The organism is Pedobacter sp. ok626 (assembly GCF_900100435.1).
GTDB lineage: Bacteria > Bacteroidota > Bacteroidia > Sphingobacteriales > Sphingobacteriaceae > Pedobacter.
Map to the genome: position 1 here is coordinate 192,511 of NZ_FNEX01000007.1, position 21,568 is coordinate 214,078.

Consider the following 21,568-nt stretch of genomic DNA (forward strand, 5'->3'; position numbering starts at 1 on the left):
ATCCTTTCTCCTAAATACAGATAAATGGATATACAAGACATTAAAAACCGTTTTGGAATTATTGGGGGCTCTCCTCTACTAAACCGTGCAATAGATATAGCCAGACAAGTTTCACCGACTGATATGTCTGTATTGATTACCGGAGAAAGTGGTAGCGGTAAGGAGGTTTTCTCGCATATCATTCATCAGCTGAGCACCCGCAAGCACGGGGCTTTTATTGCCGTAAACTGCGGTGCAATTCCTGAAGGTACAATTGACTCCGAATTATTCGGTCACGAAAAAGGCTCTTTTACAGGTGCTCATGAGGCCCGTAAAGGTTATTTTGAAGTCGCCAACGGGGGTACCATATTTTTAGATGAGGTAGCCGAATTGCCATTAGGTACTCAGGCACGTTTACTTAGAATTCTGGAAAGTGGAGAATATTTACGGGTAGGTTCGTCAAAAGTTCAAAAAACCGATGTCCGTATTATTGCGGCTACCAATGTTGATGTATACAACAGGGTAAAATCGGGCAAGTTCCGGGAGGATCTTTATTACAGATTAAACACTGTTCCTTTGCGCATTCCTGCTTTGCATGAGCGTAAGGAAGATATCTATCTTCTTTTTAGGAAATTCTCTGCAGACTTTAGTGATAAATACAGAAGTCCGGGCATACAACTTGAGCCTGATGCCATACAAATCTTAAGTAACTATAGCTGGCCAGGAAACGTAAGACAGCTAAAAAACATAGCTGAACAAATCTGTGTATTAGAAAAGGATAGAAATGTAACTGCTGCGGCTTTGCTAAATTACATCCCAAATGAGAGCGCTAATAACTTGCCTGTGGCCATTAATGGCGGCGGTAAGGAAGATTTCACGGAACGTGATATCCTTTACAAAGTTCTTTTTGACATGAAAAAGGATATGATGGAGTTGAAAAAACTAGTTGCGGAGATTATTCAAAGTGGCGGCAATACGGCTCACATCATGGCAGACAATCCGCATTACATCAATCAACTTTATCAGGATGTCGATCAGACGATGGGTCATGATTCGACCTTAACGATTAAGAATCCTTCTCAAAATTCGCCAGTAGAGTACAACTATACGCAGGATGCTGAGGAAATAGAAGAATCCTTATCCTTAATTGACAAAGAATCGGACCTTATTAAGAAAGCGCTGAAAAAACATAAGGGTAAGCGTAAATTTGCTGCACAGGAACTGGGCATCTCGGAACGCACGCTATATAGAAAAATTAAAGAATTGAACTTAAACTAAGATGAAAAACCTAGGTATACTCGTCATTTTGTTTTTTGCGTTGAGTGGATGTAAAGTATCACTAAACGGAGCTTCTACTGTTGGGATGAAAACAGTGAACGTACAGGTCTTTGAAAACAATGCCCCGCTGGTAGTACCTTACCTTAGTTCTCAATTTACGGAGGAGTTAAAGACAAGGATCAGAAACCAAACCAGTTTATCGATTTCACAAAATGATCCTGATGGTGTTTTTTCGGGAAACGTTACCGGATATAGCATCACTCCGGAAGCGATTGCGGACAGCAACAACCCTATTGCTGGCGCCAATAGATTGACGATCAGTGTTATGGTAAAATACACGAATAACCTAAATCCTAAGCAGAGCTTTGAAAGATCATTTGAACGCTATAAAGTGTTTAAACTTGTGGGGAGCATTCAGTCGATGGAACAGGGCTTGATCAAAGACGTAACAGCGCAATTGACTGAAGATATTTTTAACGCAGCTTTTGCACAATGGTAGGCTAAAGTAGAGATCAATTATTAACTTAGCGACGTGGAGCAGGAATTAGATATAAAACAACAATTGGGGGTATGGCTTTCATCGCCTGAAGAGGTAAGCGGGAAAGATGCTCCTGTGTTAAAAGATTTGGCATTGCTGTATCCGTATTTTCAACCATTGCATCTGCTATTGGCTAAGGCTACGTTACAGGAACCAGAACAAAATAACAATCTGGCCACCGCAGCTTTGTACACCAATGGGCAATTACTTCATACTTTACTTCATGCTCCTGAAGATCTTCATACTGCTGATTTTGAAGTGACCGGCCCTGCATTTGATCAGAGCAGCAGTCAGGCTGAGTCGATTGAATCCGCAGCGCTAGACGAAGTGCAAGCCGAAACTACTGAGCCGGTTGAAAACCTGAACAGCATGGATGAGCAGGAGGTGTTTGAGGAAATTACTGAGGTTAGCATTAAAGCAGAGGATGATTTGGTGATGGAGAACATCGTTGCATCAGATTTCTTTGCTTTTCAAGAGAACTTTATTGCTGAAACTGTGATTCCTGATCAGGAAGATCCAAATTTCAGACCATCTTCTCCAGCACCAACACCGACACCAGCATCTTCTAAAATTGAAGAGCCTATTGTGATCAGCAAGTATGACGATGATCAGTTGCCTTATACATTTTTATGGTGGTTAGCTAAAACAAGGAAAGAACATCAACAGATATTTCAGCCTTATGCTGCACCAAAAAGAGGAAATTCGGCCGAAGAGAACCAGCCTGCTTCGCCTCAGCGCCCAAATGAATTGCAGCAGCAGTATGTGGAGCATATATTCCATCTTCAGAGCCCATTTAATGAGGATTCGGAAGAAGCGTATAATACGGATGGATTTAGGGCCACGAGTAAGGGCAATGAGATTATAGAGAGCTTTATTAAAAACGATCCTCAGATCAGTCCACCGAAGCCAGAACAGATCGACAACGAGAATAAAGCTAAAAAGAGTGCTGAGGACCATAATGACCTGGTATCAGAAACTTTAGCTAAAATATACATCGAGCAAATGCTTTACGACAAGGCAATAGAGACCTACGAAAAATTAAGTTTGAAGTTTCCAGAAAAAAGACGTTACTTTGCCGACCTTATCCAATCTATAGAAAAGAAAATTTAACAATATAAGATTATGCTATTTTTAATTATTTTATTAATCATCATTTGCGTTGCTTTAGGTCTATTTGTTTTAGTACAAAATCCTAAAGGCGGTGGTTTGGCTACTGGCGGATCAGGTAGCAACATGTTTGGTGTACAACGTACAGGTGATGTTTTAGAAAAAGGTACATGGGTTTTATTGACGCTAATTGTAGTACTTACTTTATCGATTACAACAATCGCTAAATCAGGAAGTTCTTCTACAGGTGAAGCTTCAAAAATCCAAGAGCATTTAGACAAAACACCTACTCCATCTCCTATTGGTGGCAGAACTGCACCAGCTGCGGCTCCTGCAACTGGAGATACTTCAAAAAAATAAAAATTCTATTTTAGAATGGAAAGCCTGGTATAAACAATACCGGGCTTTTTTGTGTCCTGCCACTCTGACACAAAAATACTTTATGAAAAAGTGTTAGCTGACAATGCTTGCAATTTTGTCAATCCGATTTGCATTGGCATAAAAACTGATATACTTTTACCACGTAGTTTATACGATTTTAAATTTTAACTTAAAAAATAAATTAATATCAAGTTATGGCTTTAAACCTTAAACCCATCTCAGGTACAGCAAACAGAGTTATTGTTGAACCTGCTGCGGCAGAAGAAAAGACGGCATCTGGAATCTATATTCCTGACACTGCAAAAGAAAAACCATCTAAAGGAACTGTTGTATCTGTTTCTGATGAAGATTCAGAAGGTAAAAAACCAACTGTAAAAGTAGGTGACGTTGTTCTTTATGGCAAATACGGTGGCACAGAGCTTCCTATTGATGGTAAAGACTACTTAATCATGCGTGAAAGCGATATCTACGCAGTACTTTCTTAGTACTGAGATATTAGATTAATGGCAGAGCTGATCTGGCTTTGCTCTTGAAAACCAATTAATTAATCTTAAACACAGTATTTTTTCTAGATACTTACTATTAAAAAACAATGGCAAAACAAGTAAAATATAATGTAGAAGCCCGTGACGCCCTGAAAAGAGGTGTTGATACTTTGGCTAATGCAGTAAAAGTAACTTTAGGTCCAAAAGGACGTAACGTAATTATTGACAAGAAATTTGGTTCACCTGCAATCACTAAAGATGGTGTAACTGTAGCAAAAGAAATTGAGTTGAAAGACCCAATTGAAAATATGGGTGCTCAAATGGTTAAAGAAGTAGCTTCTAAAACTGCAGATATCGCAGGTGACGGAACTACAACTGCTACTGTATTGGCACAAGCAATTGTTACTGCTGGTATTAAAAACGTTGCTGCTGGTGCAAATCCAATGGATTTGAAACGTGGTATCGACAAAGCGGTTACTGCAATTGTTGAAAACTTGAAAGCTCAGTCGCAGACTGTAGGTGAAGACAATAACAAAATCAAACAAGTAGCTTCTATTTCGGCTAACAATGATGAGGTTATTGGTGCTTTAATTGCAGAAGCAATGGGTAAAGTAGGTAAAGATGGTGTCATTACTGTTGAAGAAGCAAAAGGTACCGAAACTGAAGTAAAAACAGTTGAAGGTATGCAATTTGACCGTGGTTACTTATCTCCATACTTTGTAACTAATGCTGATAAAATGGAAGCGGAATTAGAAAACCCTTACATTTTGATCTATGACAAAAAGATCAGCAACATGAAAGAATTATTGCCTGTTTTGGAGAAACAAGTTCAAACTGGTAAACCTTTATTGATCATTGCTGAAGATTTAGATGGTGAAGCATTGGCTACTTTAGTAGTTAACAAAATCCGTGGATCTCTGAAAGTGGTAGCTGTTAAAGCTCCAGGTTTTGGTGATAGAAGAAAAGCAATGTTAGAAGACATCGCTATCTTAACTGGTGGTACTGTTATTTCTGAAGAAAGAGGTTATAAATTAGAGAATGCTGACCTAACTTATTTAGGTACTGCTGAGAAAGTTCTTGTTGATAAAGACAATACAACTATCATCAACGGTGCTGGTCAGTCTGACGATATCAAAGCTCGCGTTAACCAGATCAAAGCTCAAATCGAGACTACTACATCTGATTACGATAAAGAAAAATTACAAGAGCGTTTGGCTAAATTAGCTGGCGGTGTTGCTGTTCTTTACGTAGGTGCTGCTTCTGAAGTAGAGATGAAAGAGAAAAAAGACCGTGTTGATGATGCTTTACATGCAACTCGTGCAGCGGTTGAAGAAGGTATTGTTGCTGGTGGTGGTGTTGCTTTCATCCGTGCTATTGAGGCATTAGAAGGTATGAAAGGATCTAACGATGATGAAACTACTGGTATCCAGATCATTCGTCGCGCTATCGAAGAGCCATTACGTCAAATCTGCCAAAATGCAGGTATTGAAGGTTCTATCGTAGTTCAAAAAGTTAAAGAAGGAAAAGGTGACTTTGGTTACAATGCACGTACTGATGTTTATGAAAACTTAATTTCAGCAGGTGTTATTGATCCTACTAAAGTTGGTCGTGTAGCATTAGAGAACGCAGCTTCAATTGCAGCGATGTTGTTAACAACAGAAGTTGTATTGGCTGATGATCCAGAAGATGCTCCTGCTGGTGGCGGTATGCCTCCAATGGGCGGCGGCGGCATGGGTGGCATGATGTAATCAGCCTCCATTTCATTGATTTTAAAGAAAACCCACAAGTTAATTCCTGTGGGTTTTCTTATTTAATCTCATTTCCTTCTAATATTCTTAATTGAAGTAAAAAATTCTATACATTTATACAATAATCTGTATATATGGTGAAACGTCTACTTCTTTTAACCATTCTTCTTTCTTTTCTCCAAATAACTGTAGGCTTTTCTCAGATTACAATAGGCACAGTTGATCCGGGGCCTTATACGCCGGGATCGAGTATTGCAGCGACTTTTACGATGCCTATATCGTTTTGTGTAAAACCAGGTAACGTGTTTGAACTTTATCTCTCGGATGCAACTGGTAATTTTAGCAGAAATAATCGTATTGGAACATATAATGGCTTTTATTCAACCTTTATAAATGGAGTTATTCCTACAACAGTTCTTCCAGGATCCAATTATCAGCTACAAATAAGGTCTACCAACCCTGCTTCTGTATCAACTAATTCCATACCGTTTCAGATCACCGGTACTGTTCCCGTTAAAGCAGAAGTTACGTCTAGCCGCACCCTTGATGAAAATACTTTTGGCTATTGTCCAGCAAGGGACAATGCTGCTTTTACTTTTGAAAATGCCTCTACCGCATTAAGTACAGTAACAGGGATAATAAAAAACGAAATAACTGGTTCCATTGCAGCAAATTTAGATTTTGCAACATCACCAACGACGTTTTCAGCAGCAATCGGCTACTATACATTATTAGTGACGGCTAAATTAAATGGTAGCGTTGCGACAAGGGCTTATTTAATATTAAATTCAAGAACGAATAATAGCTTTGGTACTACCGGCGGTGCCATCGTTTGTTTACCAGGGGGCTTTCTGGAGTTCCCCGTTAATTTAGATGCGAATGGTATTAAAAATAACTATCCAGGAACCACATATGAAATAGACTGGGGAGATTCAAATGGCATAAAGACAGTCTATACGCGTTGCGACCTCCAAGCAGGCTTCGTGAGACATGAATACGAAACATCATCGTGCGGAAGACCAGTTTATAATACTGGAGCTGGGCCCCAGTACAATGTCTTCGGAATAAATATCGAGGCAATCAGCCCCTATTGTTCCGGAGCATCAGGAGCACTTGCTACATATGTGAAGGTTGTTAAAAAACCCGAAAACAAATTCATAGTACCACCTGATGGAGGTTGTGTTGGCAAAATGGTAAATTTTATAAACACTTCAGATCCGGGTCAGAACGATGCAAACACTCCTAACTGCATTGACAATGATGTTACATATAATTGGTATGTCGATGATGTACTAATCAAAACAGATCAGCCAAGGTCGGCCAACTTCCAATATTCATTTCCTTCAGCAAAAACTTACAGAATAAGGTTAGAATCAATTAACAATAATGGACTCTGTAATGGTGAACCTGTAACTCATGAGATATGCATACATAATCCTCCAATTCCTAATTTTGAGTTTAATGGAAATACCACACCGCATTGTGCACCTTATTCGATCACTGCTATTGATAAATCTTATATTGATAATAGTTGCGGCACTACTCATACATACAATTGGATCGTATTAAAATCCGGCCAACCTGTGTTAGCCTCAGAGGTTAGTTTCACTAACGGGATCAAAGAGCCAACATTTAATTTTTTAAAACAAGGTAGGTACGAAATTACACTCCAAATTACGAGTTCGCCATGTACCGTTGTCAGTACTAATCCACCTCAAACGGTAGTTATAATTGACAGTTCTCCCATCACGACTTTGGCCCCAGTGGTCAATCTATGTAATCTTAGATCATATACTTACAGTGAAACAACTCTAGATCCAACTAAAGTACAGTTTTCAGGGACTGAAGTTGATGCTTCGGATACTTATACTTGGTCCATTACTACAGAAAATGACCTTCCACTCAGCAATACAGACTTTGAATTTGGTCCGGGATCAAATTCAAACACAAAATTCCCTACTATTCAGTTTAAACAATATAGAACTTACAAAGTATCGGTCACGCACAAAAATAGTTGCGGATCACTGCCTAAATCACAACTTATCACATTTTTTCCTTCTCCTGTTGTTAAGATAACTGCGGATAAAAACCCTATCTGTTATAGTGCTTCCGTTGAGTTATCCGCATTGGTGACGAATGGCACTTATTCGAGCTCGAGATGGATAGGTGCAGGAACTTTTTCTTCACCAAATAACAGCACAACTACAATCTATACTCCTACTCAAACTGAACGTGATGCACATAAAGCCATAGTTAGATTTGTAGTTACTACTGATCTTGCTGAGCCTTGTAAAGAAGTTGAAGATGTTATTCAAATAGATATTTTTCCTAACAATACAGGAACTGACACTGACCAAAGGGTGTGTACAGGAACGAAACTCAATTATGATCCTGCCCTAGGAACAAGTTTGCCGGGAAGTACATACACTTGGACAGCAACGAATAGTGATTTGAATGCAGGAACTTCTTTTACAGCTTCTGGATCGGGCAAAATAGAAGACGTTGTTGTAAACTCAAACCCAACCGCAAATGCAGTAATTATTTATAGAATCACGCCAATACTCAATAATTGTCCAGGAGTTCCTTTTACTTTTACAGTAACGGTTTACCCTAAACCCTCAGTTTCTGCAGCTGTTACAAATACAACAATTTGTAGTGGTGAGCAAGCTGGAATTATTTTAACTCCTTCCTTCTCAGATATAAAATATACATGGACTACCAGTTCCACAAATGGTGTGACAGGAAATACTCCGGCAAATGTTCCAACCGCAACAGCTGCAATAAATCACGTACTTATAAATAACGGCACCATACAGGGCACAGTGACCTATAGGATTTCACCAATATCAGCAACTGGCTGCCCAGGAGATGAAATCGTAGTAAATGTAAATGTTGACCCCGGCATTACTCCGTCAATTGCAGGTACAAGTGGAAACGAATGTGAAGTTTCTACATATAAATTAAACGGGAATCAACCTAAGTCAAATGAAACCGGCACTTGGGAACTTATCTCTGGTCAGGCAGGTGTTACATTTTCGGACGTAGATCTCCATTCTCCATCTGCAGTAGCTAATGGTCTAGTAGCAGGCGAATCCTATGTCTTCAAATGGACAATCTCTGCACCTGGAGTATGTTCTTCTTCTTCTTCTTCAGTTACCATTACAATTAACCCTCCTACAGTAGCAGGTACAATATCATCAGCAGATCCTTTAACAGTATGTTCTGGTAATAATAGTGGAACTATAAATTTAACTGGTAATGTAGGTAGTGTCATTCGTTGGGAGGCTTTACCTGCAGGAGAAGTAATATGGCAACCTATTGCGAATACTTCTACCACTTTAAATTATAGTGCGCTTACTTCTACCACGCAATATCGTGCGGTTGTACGAAATGGGAGTTGCAGCGAGCTAAAAACAAATGTTATAACTATCGCAGTAACGCCTGCAGACACTCCTGCAGATGCAGGAATGCCTCAAACTATATGCGGTGGAACAACAGCAAAACTTGATGGAAATCCTGTTAACGCACTTAATGGAGAAACAGGCGTTTGGTCGGCACCCCCTGGCTCACCTATTCACTTTGTCGATGCCACAGATCCCAAAACTGAAGTTCAAAATTTAGTAGCCGGACAATCTTACACATTTAAATGGACTATTACAGGGCCTTCGGCATGCGGACCAAGTAGTTCAACGGTTACTATCAACATTCTCCCTTTAATCCAACAAAACACCATTAACAGTGCTGCCATACTTGTCTGCTCGGGTCAACAGATTAACATAATTGGAAGCCCGCCTATCGGTGGTAATGGCACTTATAATTATAAGTGGGAAATAAGTACAGATAATGGAGTTACCTGGACGGAAACCGGCGGGAACACTCAGAATTTAGACTTTCCTATAACCGTTTCAACAAGGTTCAGAAGAACAGTAACAAGTGCTACATGTTCAGATACCAGCCCCGAATTTAACATCACCGCACTACCTCCAATAAAGGATAACGTTATTTCAGCAAATCAGGCTGTCTGTACCGATGAAACTCCTATACGACTAACAGGAACGCCCCCTACAGGCGCTGATGGCAACTTCAATTATGAATGGGAGTTTAGTATTGATGGAGGAACGACATGGGCAAGCACCAATAGTTTTCAACCGGATTATCAAGCCACCGTACTTACCAGAACAACTCAGTATAGACGTATAGTAAGTACTATCACATGTAATGGAGATCAGAAAAGTATAAGTAATGTAATCACCATCACCCTAAAACCTGATGCAATAGCCAAATTTACCTTCACCAAAGATAAAAGTTGTGCCCCATTCGATATTACTGCATTAAATGTAGTAGCAGAAAATCATCCCATTGAAAATGCAACCTATACATGGTTTGCTGGCAGTACTCAGATTGGAACTGGAGTTACCTTTCCTGGCTATACAATCCCAAATAGTGGTGACAATATCATCATCAAGTTGGTTGTAACACCTAAAGTCGGATGTCACCCTGCCGAGTTTGCATGGACATTCAGTACAAATCAAGCTGTTCCTGCGTCCTTTACACTTAGCCCTACAACTATTTGCGGGCCAAACGATGTCGCTTTTACAAATACGTCCCCACAAGGAGCAGGTGCTATATTTCGATGGAAAGTCGGTAACACCCAAATTTCAAACAATGCCAACCCTCCACCTTATACCTTCCAGCCAGATCCTACTGGAAAAGACACTACTTATACCGTTACACTTTATTCAGAAACGAGTTGTGGTATTGATTCTGCCAAAGCCACAGTATTGGTAAAGGCTAAGCCGCAAGCTCTATTTTCACCTCGTGTAACCGTAGGTTGCTCACCTTTAACTGTTGTCTTTACCAATACCTCCCCAAATCAATCAGGAGTAGAGTATTTCTATGATTATGGTGACGGTAATAACAGTGGCTGGGTAAGTAACAAAAATGATGTTTCTCATACTTATTTCGCAACTACAAAAATAGAAACCTACCATGTAAAAATGACTGCAAGAAGTGAGTGCGGAATTGATGTAAGTAGAATATATGACATTGTAGTTTCACCCAAAAATGTTCAAGCAGAACTGGTCGTTTCAGGAACTCAGAAAAAAGGTTGTGCACCATTTACAGTAGATTTCGACAACAATTCTAAAGGGGCAACAGAATATCTTATCGATTTTAAAGATGGCCTTGGCCTAAGGCCACTCGCCGGCTCGCCCAGAATATTCCAACACACATTTACTGAAGGTGGTGATTATGATGTAATGTTAATTGCCAAAAATGACTGTTCTAGAGATACCACTTACGAAAAAATCATAGTGCTTGCCCAACCTAAACCTCTTTTCGTCGCAGATGTTAGCACAGGTTGTCCGAATCTCCCAGTTACATTTAAAAACACTACGATAGATTTAGACATTACCAGTTTTGTATGGAATTATGGGGATGGAAGTACGCCCTTTATTGGCTTTGAACCTCCTGCACCGCATATCTATACAGGGAATCAGGAATACTATACCGCTACGCTTACAGCTACAAATGCTTTAGGCTGTTCGAATACTCATGAACTAATCATCCACATTATTCAACCGCCAAAAGCAGCCTTCAATATCAGCCCTTCAGCCAAAATCAGCATACCTGATTACACCTTCAATTTTGAGGACAAAAGCACCAACAACCCTACGAATTGGGAATGGGATTTTGGAGATAAATCATTCGGTTCCAAGTTAAAAAATCCAAGCCACACTTATTCGGATACAGGGACCTACATTGTAAAATTGAAAGTTTTAAATCAACAAGGTTGTTTCGATACAATCTCAAATAAGGTAACAATCATTGGTGTTCCGGGATACCTATTTGTACCCAATTCATTTATACCAGGAGATACGAGACCGGAGCTTCGCGACTTCCACGCCAAAGGATCAGGCATTGCATCATGGCGTTTCAGCATATTCAACAAATGGGGACAAATACTCTGGGAAACTACCAAACTAGATGAAGGAAGACCCACAGAGGGTTGGGATGGCACATTCAATGGCCAACCTATGCCACAAGGGGTTTACTACTGGAAAATCGATGTACAGATGATAAACGGAACAGAGTGGAAAGGCATGACCTATGACAAATCTGCGCCTAAACGTACAGGAGCAATACATTTAATCAGATAAGGATGAGCGGGAGATTAAGATATACAATAGCATTAATTATAACGATGATCAACCTGTCAGCCATGGCACAGGATCACGTGTATTCTCAATTTTTTAATGCCCCCATTTATCTGAACCCTTCATTAACCGGGCAGTTTGAGGGCGACATCAGGATGAACCTGATTTACCGGAACCAATGGTCGGGCCTTAGTGGCGACTTATCCTATATCACTGCTTCTGCCGACCTCAACATCTCTAAATTTGCCGGAGGAGTTGGCCTGATGTTTAACCGCAGCAGCGAGGGTACAGCTTATTTAGTTAAAAATAATGCCGCGGCCACCTATTCCTACAGCGTAGGCGGAGATGATTTTATTGCCTCTTTTGGGATACAAGCAGGCATAACCAGTCGACAAATAGACTGGAGCAAACTGGTTTTTTCTGATCAGATAGATATGCGTTTGGGATATATTCCCGGCAGTGTGTCCTCGGCCCAGCCCCCCGATATTTCTAACAAGTATTACTTTGATGCCGCAGCAGGTACAACCATCGTCTATCATAATTTCCTGGCAGGCGTTGCAGTTCATCACATCAACCAGCCTGACGAATCCTTTACCGGAACTGTTGCCAAACTTCCTATGCGTATCACCGCAAATGCGAGCTACAAGATTCCCTTAAGCCCGGGCATGTATTACAACAATGATGAAGGCTCTTACCTGATCCCTTCTGTCGTTTATTATAAACAAGCATCCTCCAACTCTATAAGTGCTGGCGCGCAGTTTAAATTTAAAGGGCTAAACGCAGGATTATGGTACAGGACCAGCGGACAAGGCGGGCCGGATGCAATAGTTGTTTCTTTAATATTTGATTTGTTTAAAGGAAGTAGAAACAGCGAAAAACTAAGATTAGGTTTAAGTCATGATGCTACAACCTCAAAAATTAATTATACCAATACCAGTGGTACCACCGAAGCAAGCATTGGCTACGAAAAGTATTTCCCCAACAGTTCGGGCTATAATAAGTTTAACGGGCTAAGATGCTATGATTTCTATTAAATAATCTTTTATATTAGGTTATTCAAACAGATATGGAGAACATTCTTGAAAACAATCATTTCCTGACCCAATCAGAGGTAAACAAGTTTTTAATGGCTACGCTACTTTGTGGCCTTATTGGTGCCGAAAGAGAGTTTAGAAGCAAGCAAGCCGGTTTAAAAACCATGATTATGATTGGCTTGGGCTCGACCCTATTTACTATCCTTTCTATCAAAATTGGATTAAGCAGTCACGATCGGATTGCTTCTAACATAGTTACCGGGATTGGCTTTCTAGGTGCTGGCGTGATCTTTAAAGAAGACAACCAGGTAAAAGGCTTAACCACTGCTTGCGTGATCTGGATTGTGGCAGCAATAGGCATGGCCATTGGTTCAGGCTATTTCGAACAAGCGATTGGCGTAACACTCGTAGTATTGCTAGCCTTATTGATTTTCCCTTTTTTAGAAGAAATGGCCGAACGTCGCTTCACCAAAAGGGTATACCGAATTGTAAAACGATACGAGGGCGAAAGCCTTGAAAAATACGAGCAGGACATTAAAACCTCTAAACTCAAACTTAGCCGCGGCAAACAAGAATTGGCCAATGGCATCATCAGCGGAACCTGGATTGCAATTGGCAGTCCGAAGAATCATAAAACATTTGTGGACCGGATGCTACGCGACAAAAACATCATCGCCTTCGACTTTTAGGCCGTATCATTCTTGCAAATATTAATAATCTCGCCAAACTGTAGTAGCTTTGTATTATGCAAAGGGAACAGATCTCGGTATTCGACATTTTTAAGATAGGTATTGGCCCATCAAGCTCACACACTTTGGGCCCATGGAGAGCAGCACAGCAATTTACGGCTTCGCTAAAACAAAACGGACTATTGGCCCAAGTGGAACAGGTGAAAATCCTGTTGTACGGTTCATTGGCTAAAACCGGAAAAGGACACGGAACTGATGTAGCCATATTGTTGGGGCTAACAGGCGCTGATCCGGTTACTTTTGATGTAAATGCTATCGACAGTACCATCGCTTCGATTAAGGATGAACAGTTATTATCTCTTTCTGGTGAGCAACTGATCTCGTTTAATTACAATGACGACATGGTTTTCCTTTTCTTCGAAAGCCTGCCTTTTCACCCCAATGCAGTTACTTTTCAGGCATTTTTAAATACTGGGAAGGCCTTTTCCGAAACTTATTATTCGATAGGTGGAGGTTTTGTGGTAAAAGAAGGAGAAAACGGAAATGAGAAAGAGCAGGTTGATTTACCTTTTCCTGTCGAAAAAGCCAGCGAATTACTACACTGGTGCCTGTCTACCGGTCTTAAAGTTTCAGAAATCGTGATGGAGAATGAACTGTCATGGCGTACTGAAGCTGAAACAAGAAAAGGGATTATGCAGCATTTCAATGTAATGAAAGATTGCACCTACCGTGGATGTCACACTTCTGGATTTTTACCCGGTGGACTAAATGTTGGTAGAAGAGCTGCAGCCTTAAATAAAAGATTAATTGGCAGTAGCGTTTATAACGATTACGCAAGCTGGATCATGGCCATCAGAAACGGCGGAAACAGCTTTAACTATATTTTAGACTGGGTAAGCTGTTTTGCTTTAGCCGTAAATGAAGAGAATGCCTCTTTTGGCCGTGTAGTTACCGCGCCTACCAATGGTGCCGCTGGGGTTATTCCGGCGGTATTGCAATACTATATTGCTTTCTGCGATGGGTACTCAGATGAAAAAATCACCCAATTTATTGCCTGTGCTTCTGAAGTAGGCAGCATCTTTAAAAAAGGAGCCACGATATCCGCTGCAATGGGCGGTTGTCAAGCCGAGATTGGTGTATCATCAGCAATGGCGGCAGCAGCTTTAACCGAGTGTTTAGGCGGCTCACAGCGTCAAGTGCTCATGGCGGCAGAGATTGCCATGGAACATCATTTGGGCTTAACCTGCGACCCGATAGGGGGCTTAGTTCAAATTCCATGCATCGAAAGGAATACGATGGGCGCGATAAAAGCCATTACCGCCAGTCAACTTGCCCTGCAAAGCAATCCTGATAAAGCAAAAGTTAGTTTGGATGCCGTGGTAAATACCATGTGGGAAACGGCACTAGATATGAACTCAAAATATAAGGAAACATCTGATGGAGGTTTGGCAACAAACATCCCAATCAGTTTACCTGAATGCTAAAATAAGCGCAGCAAGAAATTAGATTTTTTGCTGTGCCTTAATGGCCAAATACCTGTTCACCACATTTACCGTTAATTTGTCGGGAGCTGTAAGAATGCTCAGGATACCATGTTTGGCCAATTCCTTTACCATCAACTTTTTCTCGTAAGCAAACTTAGTGGCTATGGTTTGTATATAAATCGCCTCTACATCATGCACTGGCTTTTCGGTGATCGCCTTAAGCTCCGTATTCTCAAAAAACACAACCAACAACAAATGGTATTTGGCCATCCGCTTTAAGTAAGGCATCTGTCTGTTTAAGGCCGACACGCTTTCGAAATTGGTGAAAAATACAATCAAGCTTCTTTGTCGCAATGTACCACGGATACTGGTATACAAAGCTTCCATGTTCAGTTCAAGGTAGCGACTCTTTTCCTTGTATAAAACCTCCATGATTTTACCCAGCTGCGCAGGTCTGCGGTCTGCGGGCACAATACTTCCCGTTTTCTCCGATATGGTAATTAAGCCCGACTTATCTTGTTTTAACAGCGCAACATTAGAAAGCACCAGACTGGCATTAATCGCATAATCCAACAAGCTCAACCCCTCGAAAGGCATTTTCATTGCCCTCGACTTATCAATGATGCAATACATATGCTGAGCTTTTTCATCCGTATAGGAGTTCACCATCAACTCCCCTTTTCGGGCGGCAGCTTTCCAGTTTACGGTACGATAATCATCGCCCTGCACGTAATTCTTTACCTGATCAAACTCCATGCTATGGCCAACGCGTCGGATCTTCTTAATCCCAAACTCGCTCAACCTATTAGATATGGCCATAAGCTCATACTTACGCAGCTGTAAAAAAGAAGGATAAACCGGTACGGTTACCTCTTCACCGAAATTAAACCTTCGCGTAACTAGTCTCAATGGCGATTGCACATATAAACGGATTTGTCCGAAAACATATTCCCCTCTTTTAGTCGGTCTTAAGAAATAGGCAATTGTCTTCCGCTCGCCCGATTTCAAGTCGCTTTTAAACCATAGGTCTCTTTTTTGAAACTGAAAAGGGATTTCATCAATAATGCCGATGTGGATGCCGAAAGAATAAAAGTTCTCTACATAAATCTGAAGTTCATTGTCATCCCCGTTGCTCAACCTTTCCGGCACATCCCTGCGCAAAAAGACATCGCGTTTTGTTTGGTACAACAGCACAAAATCAATCAACACCAACACGGCCAATACGCCCAGAAAAACATAAGGCAAATCGCCAAGCCATGGCAGGAAAAAAGAAAACATGAATAAACTCACACAGAAGCCTATCCCGGCAAAAAGTCTTTTGCCCAGAAAAAGGTCGCGATAGTATTTTCTAAAAAAGTGTTTCAATCCTGTTTTATCTAGGTACTTCTATTTTTTGGAGAATTTGAGCAACAATATCATTAGGTGTTAAACCTTCCATTTCCTTATCAGGACTGAGCATAATTCGGTGCGCCAATACCGGTGGTGCAACTTTAATGATGTCTTCCGGCGTCACAAAATCACGCCCCTGCATAGCAGCAAACGCCTTGGCTCCATTTACCATGGCCAGGGAAGCGCGTGGCGAAGCACCCAAATAAAGTGATTTATTATTCCGCGTTTCATGCGTAATCTTGGCTACATATTCGATCAGCTTTGGCTCTACATGCAGCCCTTTGATAATACCTCGGCAAGCTTTGATCTGATCGATACTTAATACCGCTTTAACGGCGTTCAGTGCATCGTCCAGTTTAAACTGGTGCTGGTTTAACAAAATAGCCGTTTCTTCCTCTAGCGTAGGATATTTCACCTCAATCTTAAATAGAAAACGATCCAACTGCGCTTCAGGCAACCTGTACGTGCCCTCCTGCTCTATCGGGTTTTGAGTGGCCAGCACCATAAATGGTTCATCCATTAGATAAGTATGTCCATCAACAGTAATCTGCCTTTCCTCCATTACCTCAAATAAGGCAGATTGAGTTTTGGCCGGGGCGCGATTAATCTCATCAACCAATACAATATGTCCAAATATTGGGCCTTTACGATATTCAAAAGAGGCCGACCGGGGATCAAAAACTGAAGTTCCAATTACATCAGAGGGCATCAAATCAGGGGTAAACTGAATACGGGCAAAAGAAGCATCAATACTTTTGGCTATCAGTTTTGCACTTAAAGTTTTAGCTACACCCGGTACACCTTCCAAAAGCACATGCCCATCGGCAAGCAATCCTGCGATTAAAAAATCAATGGTGTCTTTCTGGCCAACAATAATACTGCCCAGCGTTTGCCTGATTTGCTCTACGGCAGTATTAAGCTGTGTAAGGTCGGTTCTTTGGGTAAACATTTCCGCTTCCATAATTTATTGGGCTTGTTTATAAAATTTCTCTATTAATTTATTCAGGTCGATGAGTTGACTATCATTAACCATAACGGCGTTATTTACGCGGTTTATCATTTCAATCAATTGCTGTACTACAGCTTCGTTTACACCAGATTTAAGTGTCAGATCGGCCACAAACTCTTGATCCAACTTTGAAGTCTTTAAGCGATAGCTAGTCCGCACGTATTCTAAAAAATAACTGATCTTCTTCTGGACAATATCACGATTGTCGCGTTGCTGGTAATAAACCTTACCCACCACCTTCACAAAGTCTACCGAAGTATTCTTTAATGGCGCGATAATAGGGATGATGCGCTGCCTACGCTTCATTTCAAAAAGAACAAATAGCAATAATCCGGATAAGGCCAAATAATAAGCCCAGCGCAATTGATCGTGTTTAAGCAGCACCCTAAACATGGATTCATCATTTACATTTCCTTTGGTATTGTTCTCGTCCCAGATTACCCTTTCGGCAACAGGCAGATAAGAAAGCACTTTAGAAATGTAACTAGCCCCGGCAGGATTTAACAAATTGTAATTGCTTAACAATTGCGGACTTGGCAGCATATACAATGCCCCTTTCCCATAATTATATTTTACAAAATTAACCTCGCCAGTAGCATTGCGGCCCAGTGCAGCAGCCCTCAGGGTATCTACCTTACTAAAATATTGATCACCTAGCCCTTTATTAAAAACATAAGGGCGTTTTTCTTTTAAAAGCGGATTAACAAAATTAATCGGAGTTCCCTTCTCGTTATTAAAATAAGCCACTGAGTTCATTCTCAGATTAAGCGTATCCGCTAAAACATCGCTTAATTTATAAGCGGCAATAAATACATTATTGCCCTTCTCCATGTATTTAACCAATTCCTGATAATCATAAGCATCCATTTGAATCTCTCCGGCAACAAGCAGATAGTTGGTGTGCTCAAAATCTTTATCCTTTAGCGTGTTGTAAACAGGCAAATTTGATGGACTGATTAAAGACTTCGGGAACAGATTTTCCAGCTCATGATATAAGATATAAGTGCCGAAAGGATTTTTATCTTCCTTTAAGTAAGTTGGGGTCCAATCGGTAGGCTTTGGCTTATAATATTGTGCAATTACATAAAGGAGCATCACCACCGCACTTCCAACTAAATATAGTTTTAATCCCTTCATAGCGCTTTCACATTAAATCGTTCAAAACTACCTTTAACAGCAATGAAGCTTTCTTTATCGATAAAAAACTCTCCGTACCAGATGTATTCGAACTGCCGGGTTAGCACCGTAAACTGTTCTTTCCTATCGGGATCAATAATCTCATTGATATAAGCTTGGTTTGTTTTTTCTGGCTGCCAATTGATCAATTCTTGATCGTTCAACAACTTTAACGAGCGCAAGTAGGACAAGCGCACAGCCAAACGGTAATTACCATTTGCGACAGCCTTTTCTATCTCCTCATTAAAATTTATCTCATGAATATTTTCCAGCGATTCATTATAGGGGACATCGATAGATTTAGATTTTGTGGTAAAGATTTTCAAATCGAGGCCGATCAATTTAAATACAGCAAAAACAACCAGGCCAACAACAATAAAAATGACTATGTACTTTATAAGTCCACCCGAATATTTGTTCGTAAAAGCACCGTTCAACAAATCCCAAAACCACGCCCAGAAACGGTCCCACCAGCTGGTATTGATCGGGGTAATATCATCATATCTAAATTCTTTTTGGCCGCTATATTCCTTTATTTTTTGCAAATCAAAGCTTCTGACCGAAATAGCCGTTGTATCATTTTTTAAGGCTATGTTTTTCACAGGCTTATGCTCGGGTAAGCTTGCCGAGAAACCACGGATACTTATGAAAAAGAATAAGAATACAATAAGAGCTTTATACATGTTTAGTATTCTTCTAAGCCAGAGAAATGGTCTTTTTCTTCTCCAAATTGATTGATCCGATCCATTAACCCCGTGCTTTCTTGTATTTCAACCAGGTTAAAATAGCAAAGCGAAACGCCAATTATAGGAATCATCATAAAAACGTAACTCAAATACTGAAGGACGACACCAATTATAGTAAAGATCTTGCCCCAGCCCGCAAGTCCGGGCAAAAACGCGCCCCCCATTTTTAATACCAATGTAGGAATAGCCGCGAAACTCATGCAGGCATAAGCAATTACCCAAATAATAAACATGGCGCCAGCAGTTACCCACCATTGATTTTTCAGTAATTTAAATGAGCGGCTAAAAGCATCTTGAAAATTAGTGTTCTCCAATACCATGATCGAGACAAGCAAGGACATGGCTGGAAACAGGTAAATACCCGGCAAAAGGCAAAAGAGAAAACCTAGCGAGATGAAAAGTATGGCAATGATATTGCTAAAAAATAACCTGAAGTAATAATATTTAAAATATCCCCAAACTTCATCCGGAGTTGGCGCTATGTTCCCTTTTTGAATGTATAAGGCAATATAGCTAAGCGTAGAAACCAATATTGCAGCAGAACTACCAAAGGAAAATATCACAACCAATAAATAGTTAAACGTTAAAACATTTGCCATGAAAGTCTGCCAGCCACCTTTACCCTGCTTCAAACCATCTAGCGCTGTTTCCATCTCTAACTGTTGCATAATCGCGGCAACCATTCCGGCAAGGATGAAGAAACCACATAAGTATGCAAACACCTTTAACAAGGGCTTGAAATTTTGTCTGATAAATAAAAATGTATCGTTAATGATCTCTCCGAATTCTCGCGCTTTTTTTAATTCTAAATTTGGCATACTAGCTGATTTGATTGCGTTTCTTTAATTGTAAAGGATAGATAATCACGTACCAAATGATAAATACAAATGATCCTCCTAAAATACTTATGCTTAGCCACAAAGGCATGTTGGTATATCGTGTAATAAAACCCTCGAAAAATGCCGCTACTAAAAGAATTGGAACAATGCCAAGGGCAATCTTTGTCCCATCCTTTGCGCTATTCTTAAATGCCTGTAAACGGGTATAGGTTCTGGGAAAAAGTAGACCATGTCCAAGTACCAGGCCCGCAGCACCCGCAATAATAATCGCCGAGATTTCTAACGTTCCATGGATCCAGATCACCAACACCGATGCTGCCCCCAAACCTTTACTGAAAAAGTAATATTCAAATGCCCCTATCATAACGCCGTTTTTTAATAACATAAAAACAGGGCCAATACCCAAAAATATACCACTTAAAAACATGACTAAGGAGACGTAAGTATTATTAGCGGCAATAAAGAAGAACATTGTAACTGGCCCCTGCTTTTTATAAACCCCAAAAGGATCGCCTTTTGCAATGTTTTCATTCGTCATATTTACATAGCCATCACCAAGAATCAACCTTACAAAAGCATCGTCATATTTTGCAGATAGTGCACCGATAGCGCCAAATATCACAAAGAAAATAAGGGAGTACAGGAGTTGCCTACGATAAGTGTAGAACAAGACGGGCAGTTCAAACTTCCAAAAGGTTAAAAAGCGATTGGTATCTTCTTTTTTATTCTTATAAATAGACTGGTGTAGCACCGATGCCAAGCCATTTAAATAAGCTGTAGTTTTAGATTTGGGATAAAAAGTTTTAGCATAAGCCAAATCGTTGGTAATGTCTATAAAGCGCTCGGCAACTTCATCAGGATTACTTGTTTTCAACTGCTCATAGGATTTCCATTTCCCAGAATTCTGTTTAACAAACAATGCCTCTCTCATAGATTTTATTAAAAGCGTAATTTTTTTGTTAAAATAACTGTTTTTATTCAACATAAAAAATAAGCTTCTTTTTATGTGTCAAATATGCAAAGGCACACACCCACATTGAGCTTATTTAACGCTAAACCTTTTCTGATCTTCGTGATGTTGTTCGTATCGAGTCGCAGTTCCTATTTTAACAATCTCAACTTCAATACTTCCAAGTCGATTTCCAACTTCCTTAAAATTAGTTGATGTTTCATCTGTTAAAACATTGAGCTTATTTTCAATTTTATCCATCCGGTCTTCCATTCGGTCCATTCGATCTTCCATTCGATCCATTCGAACTTCTATTTTACCCATCCGGTCTTCCATTCTATCCATCCGATCTTCTATTCTATCCATCCGATCTTCTATTCTGCCCAACCGATCTTCTATTTTACCCAGCCGAACTTCTATTTTACTGAAGTTTTCATCGACCTTAATCGCCAAGCGGTTCAGCATAGCACCCAATTCAGTTAATCCTTTTTCTAAATTTCCCATATTCTTTCTCCTTGATTAACCAAAGCTCCCTAGTTAGTCTAAATTATCAAAGAAAATCGTTTAAAATTTATTAAAAAA

Annotated in this window: 17 protein-coding genes; 10 read left to right on the forward strand and 7 right to left on the reverse strand. The window is 40.2% G+C overall.

Going from position 1 to position 21,568, the window contains the following annotated elements:
* Positions 1-24 precede the first annotated feature (24 nt).
* The 10 genes from BLS35_RS12155 to BLS35_RS12200 all read left to right on the forward strand — a co-directional run bounded on the left by BLS35_RS12155 (position 25) and on the right by BLS35_RS12200 (position 14,878).
* Positions 25-1,257, forward strand: a complete 1,233-nt coding sequence (locus tag BLS35_RS12155; RefSeq protein WP_090781280.1) for a sigma-54 interaction domain-containing protein — start codon at positions 25-27, stop codon at positions 1,255-1,257.
* 1 nt (position 1,258) lies between these two features.
* Positions 1,259-1,756: an LptE family protein gene (locus BLS35_RS12160; RefSeq protein WP_090781281.1), complete on the forward strand. Its 498-nt coding sequence runs from the start codon at positions 1,259-1,261 to the stop codon at positions 1,754-1,756.
* Between the two features lie 33 nt (positions 1,757-1,789).
* Positions 1,790-2,905 (forward strand): hypothetical protein, encoded by a 1,116-nt coding sequence (locus BLS35_RS12165; protein ID WP_090781283.1) that lies wholly within the window; start codon positions 1,790-1,792, stop codon positions 2,903-2,905.
* A 12-nt stretch (positions 2,906-2,917) separates the two neighbouring features.
* A complete protein-coding gene (gene secG / locus BLS35_RS12170) occupies positions 2,918-3,262 on the forward strand; it encodes a preprotein translocase subunit SecG (protein WP_090781285.1) in 345 nt (114 codons plus the stop codon).
* Positions 3,263-3,477: 215 nt separating this feature from the next.
* The gene (gene groES / locus BLS35_RS12175; RefSeq protein WP_090781286.1) at positions 3,478-3,768 is read left to right on the forward strand and encodes a co-chaperone GroES; all 291 of its coding nucleotides are present in this window, start codon (positions 3,478-3,480) and stop codon (positions 3,766-3,768) included.
* A gap of 107 nt (positions 3,769-3,875) precedes the next feature.
* Entirely contained in the window at positions 3,876-5,516 is a 1,641-nt protein-coding gene (gene groL / locus BLS35_RS12180; RefSeq protein ID WP_090781288.1) for a chaperonin GroEL, read from the forward strand.
* Between the two features lie 134 nt (positions 5,517-5,650).
* On the forward strand, positions 5,651-11,674 hold the full coding sequence (locus BLS35_RS12185; RefSeq protein ID WP_090781290.1) for a PKD domain-containing protein: 6,024 nt from the start codon (positions 5,651-5,653) through the stop codon (positions 11,672-11,674).
* Between the two features lie 2 nt (positions 11,675-11,676).
* Positions 11,677-12,705: a PorP/SprF family type IX secretion system membrane protein gene (locus tag BLS35_RS12190; RefSeq protein ID WP_090781292.1), complete on the forward strand. Its 1,029-nt coding sequence runs from the start codon at positions 11,677-11,679 to the stop codon at positions 12,703-12,705.
* A gap of 32 nt (positions 12,706-12,737) precedes the next feature.
* Entirely contained in the window at positions 12,738-13,394 is a 657-nt protein-coding gene (locus tag BLS35_RS12195; protein WP_090781293.1) for an MgtC/SapB family protein, read from the forward strand.
* A 56-nt stretch (positions 13,395-13,450) separates the two neighbouring features.
* Positions 13,451-14,878, forward strand: a complete 1,428-nt coding sequence (locus BLS35_RS12200) for an L-serine ammonia-lyase (protein ID WP_090781295.1) — start codon at positions 13,451-13,453, stop codon at positions 14,876-14,878.
* Positions 14,879-14,896: 18 nt separating this feature from the next.
* On the opposite strand, the gene BLS35_RS12205 is transcribed toward BLS35_RS12200, so the two are convergent.
* The 7 genes from BLS35_RS12205 to BLS35_RS12235 all read right to left on the reverse strand — a co-directional run bounded on the left by BLS35_RS12205 (position 14,897) and on the right by BLS35_RS12235 (position 21,490).
* A complete protein-coding gene (locus BLS35_RS12205; protein WP_090781298.1) occupies positions 14,897-16,243 on the reverse strand; it encodes a DUF58 domain-containing protein in 1,347 nt (448 codons plus the stop codon).
* A 7-nt stretch (positions 16,244-16,250) separates the two neighbouring features.
* Entirely contained in the window at positions 16,251-17,228 is a 978-nt protein-coding gene (locus tag BLS35_RS12210) for an AAA family ATPase (RefSeq protein ID WP_090781300.1), read from the reverse strand.
* 3 nt (positions 17,229-17,231) lie between these two features.
* Positions 17,232-18,413, reverse strand: coding sequence for a DUF4350 domain-containing protein (locus BLS35_RS12215; protein ID WP_090781301.1), 1,182 nt, complete (start codon positions 18,411-18,413; stop codon positions 17,232-17,234).
* The gene (locus BLS35_RS12220) at positions 18,410-19,135 is read right to left on the reverse strand and encodes a DUF4129 domain-containing protein (RefSeq protein WP_090781303.1); all 726 of its coding nucleotides are present in this window, start codon (positions 19,133-19,135) and stop codon (positions 18,410-18,412) included. The genes BLS35_RS12215 and BLS35_RS12220 overlap by 4 nt, the downstream gene beginning before the upstream one ends.
* 2 nt (positions 19,136-19,137) lie before the next feature.
* Positions 19,138-20,016 carry a hypothetical protein gene (locus BLS35_RS12225; RefSeq protein WP_090781305.1) on the reverse strand — a complete coding sequence of 293 codons (879 nt, stop codon included), beginning with the start codon at positions 20,014-20,016 and terminating at the stop codon, positions 19,138-19,140.
* A 1-nt stretch (position 20,017) separates the two neighbouring features.
* Positions 20,018-20,968, reverse strand: coding sequence for a stage II sporulation protein M (locus BLS35_RS12230; RefSeq protein WP_090781453.1), 951 nt, complete (start codon positions 20,966-20,968; stop codon positions 20,018-20,020).
* A gap of 111 nt (positions 20,969-21,079) precedes the next feature.
* Positions 21,080-21,490 carry a hypothetical protein gene (locus tag BLS35_RS12235; protein WP_090781306.1) on the reverse strand — a complete coding sequence of 137 codons (411 nt, stop codon included), beginning with the start codon at positions 21,488-21,490 and terminating at the stop codon, positions 21,080-21,082.
* Positions 21,491-21,568: the final 78 nt, after the last annotated feature.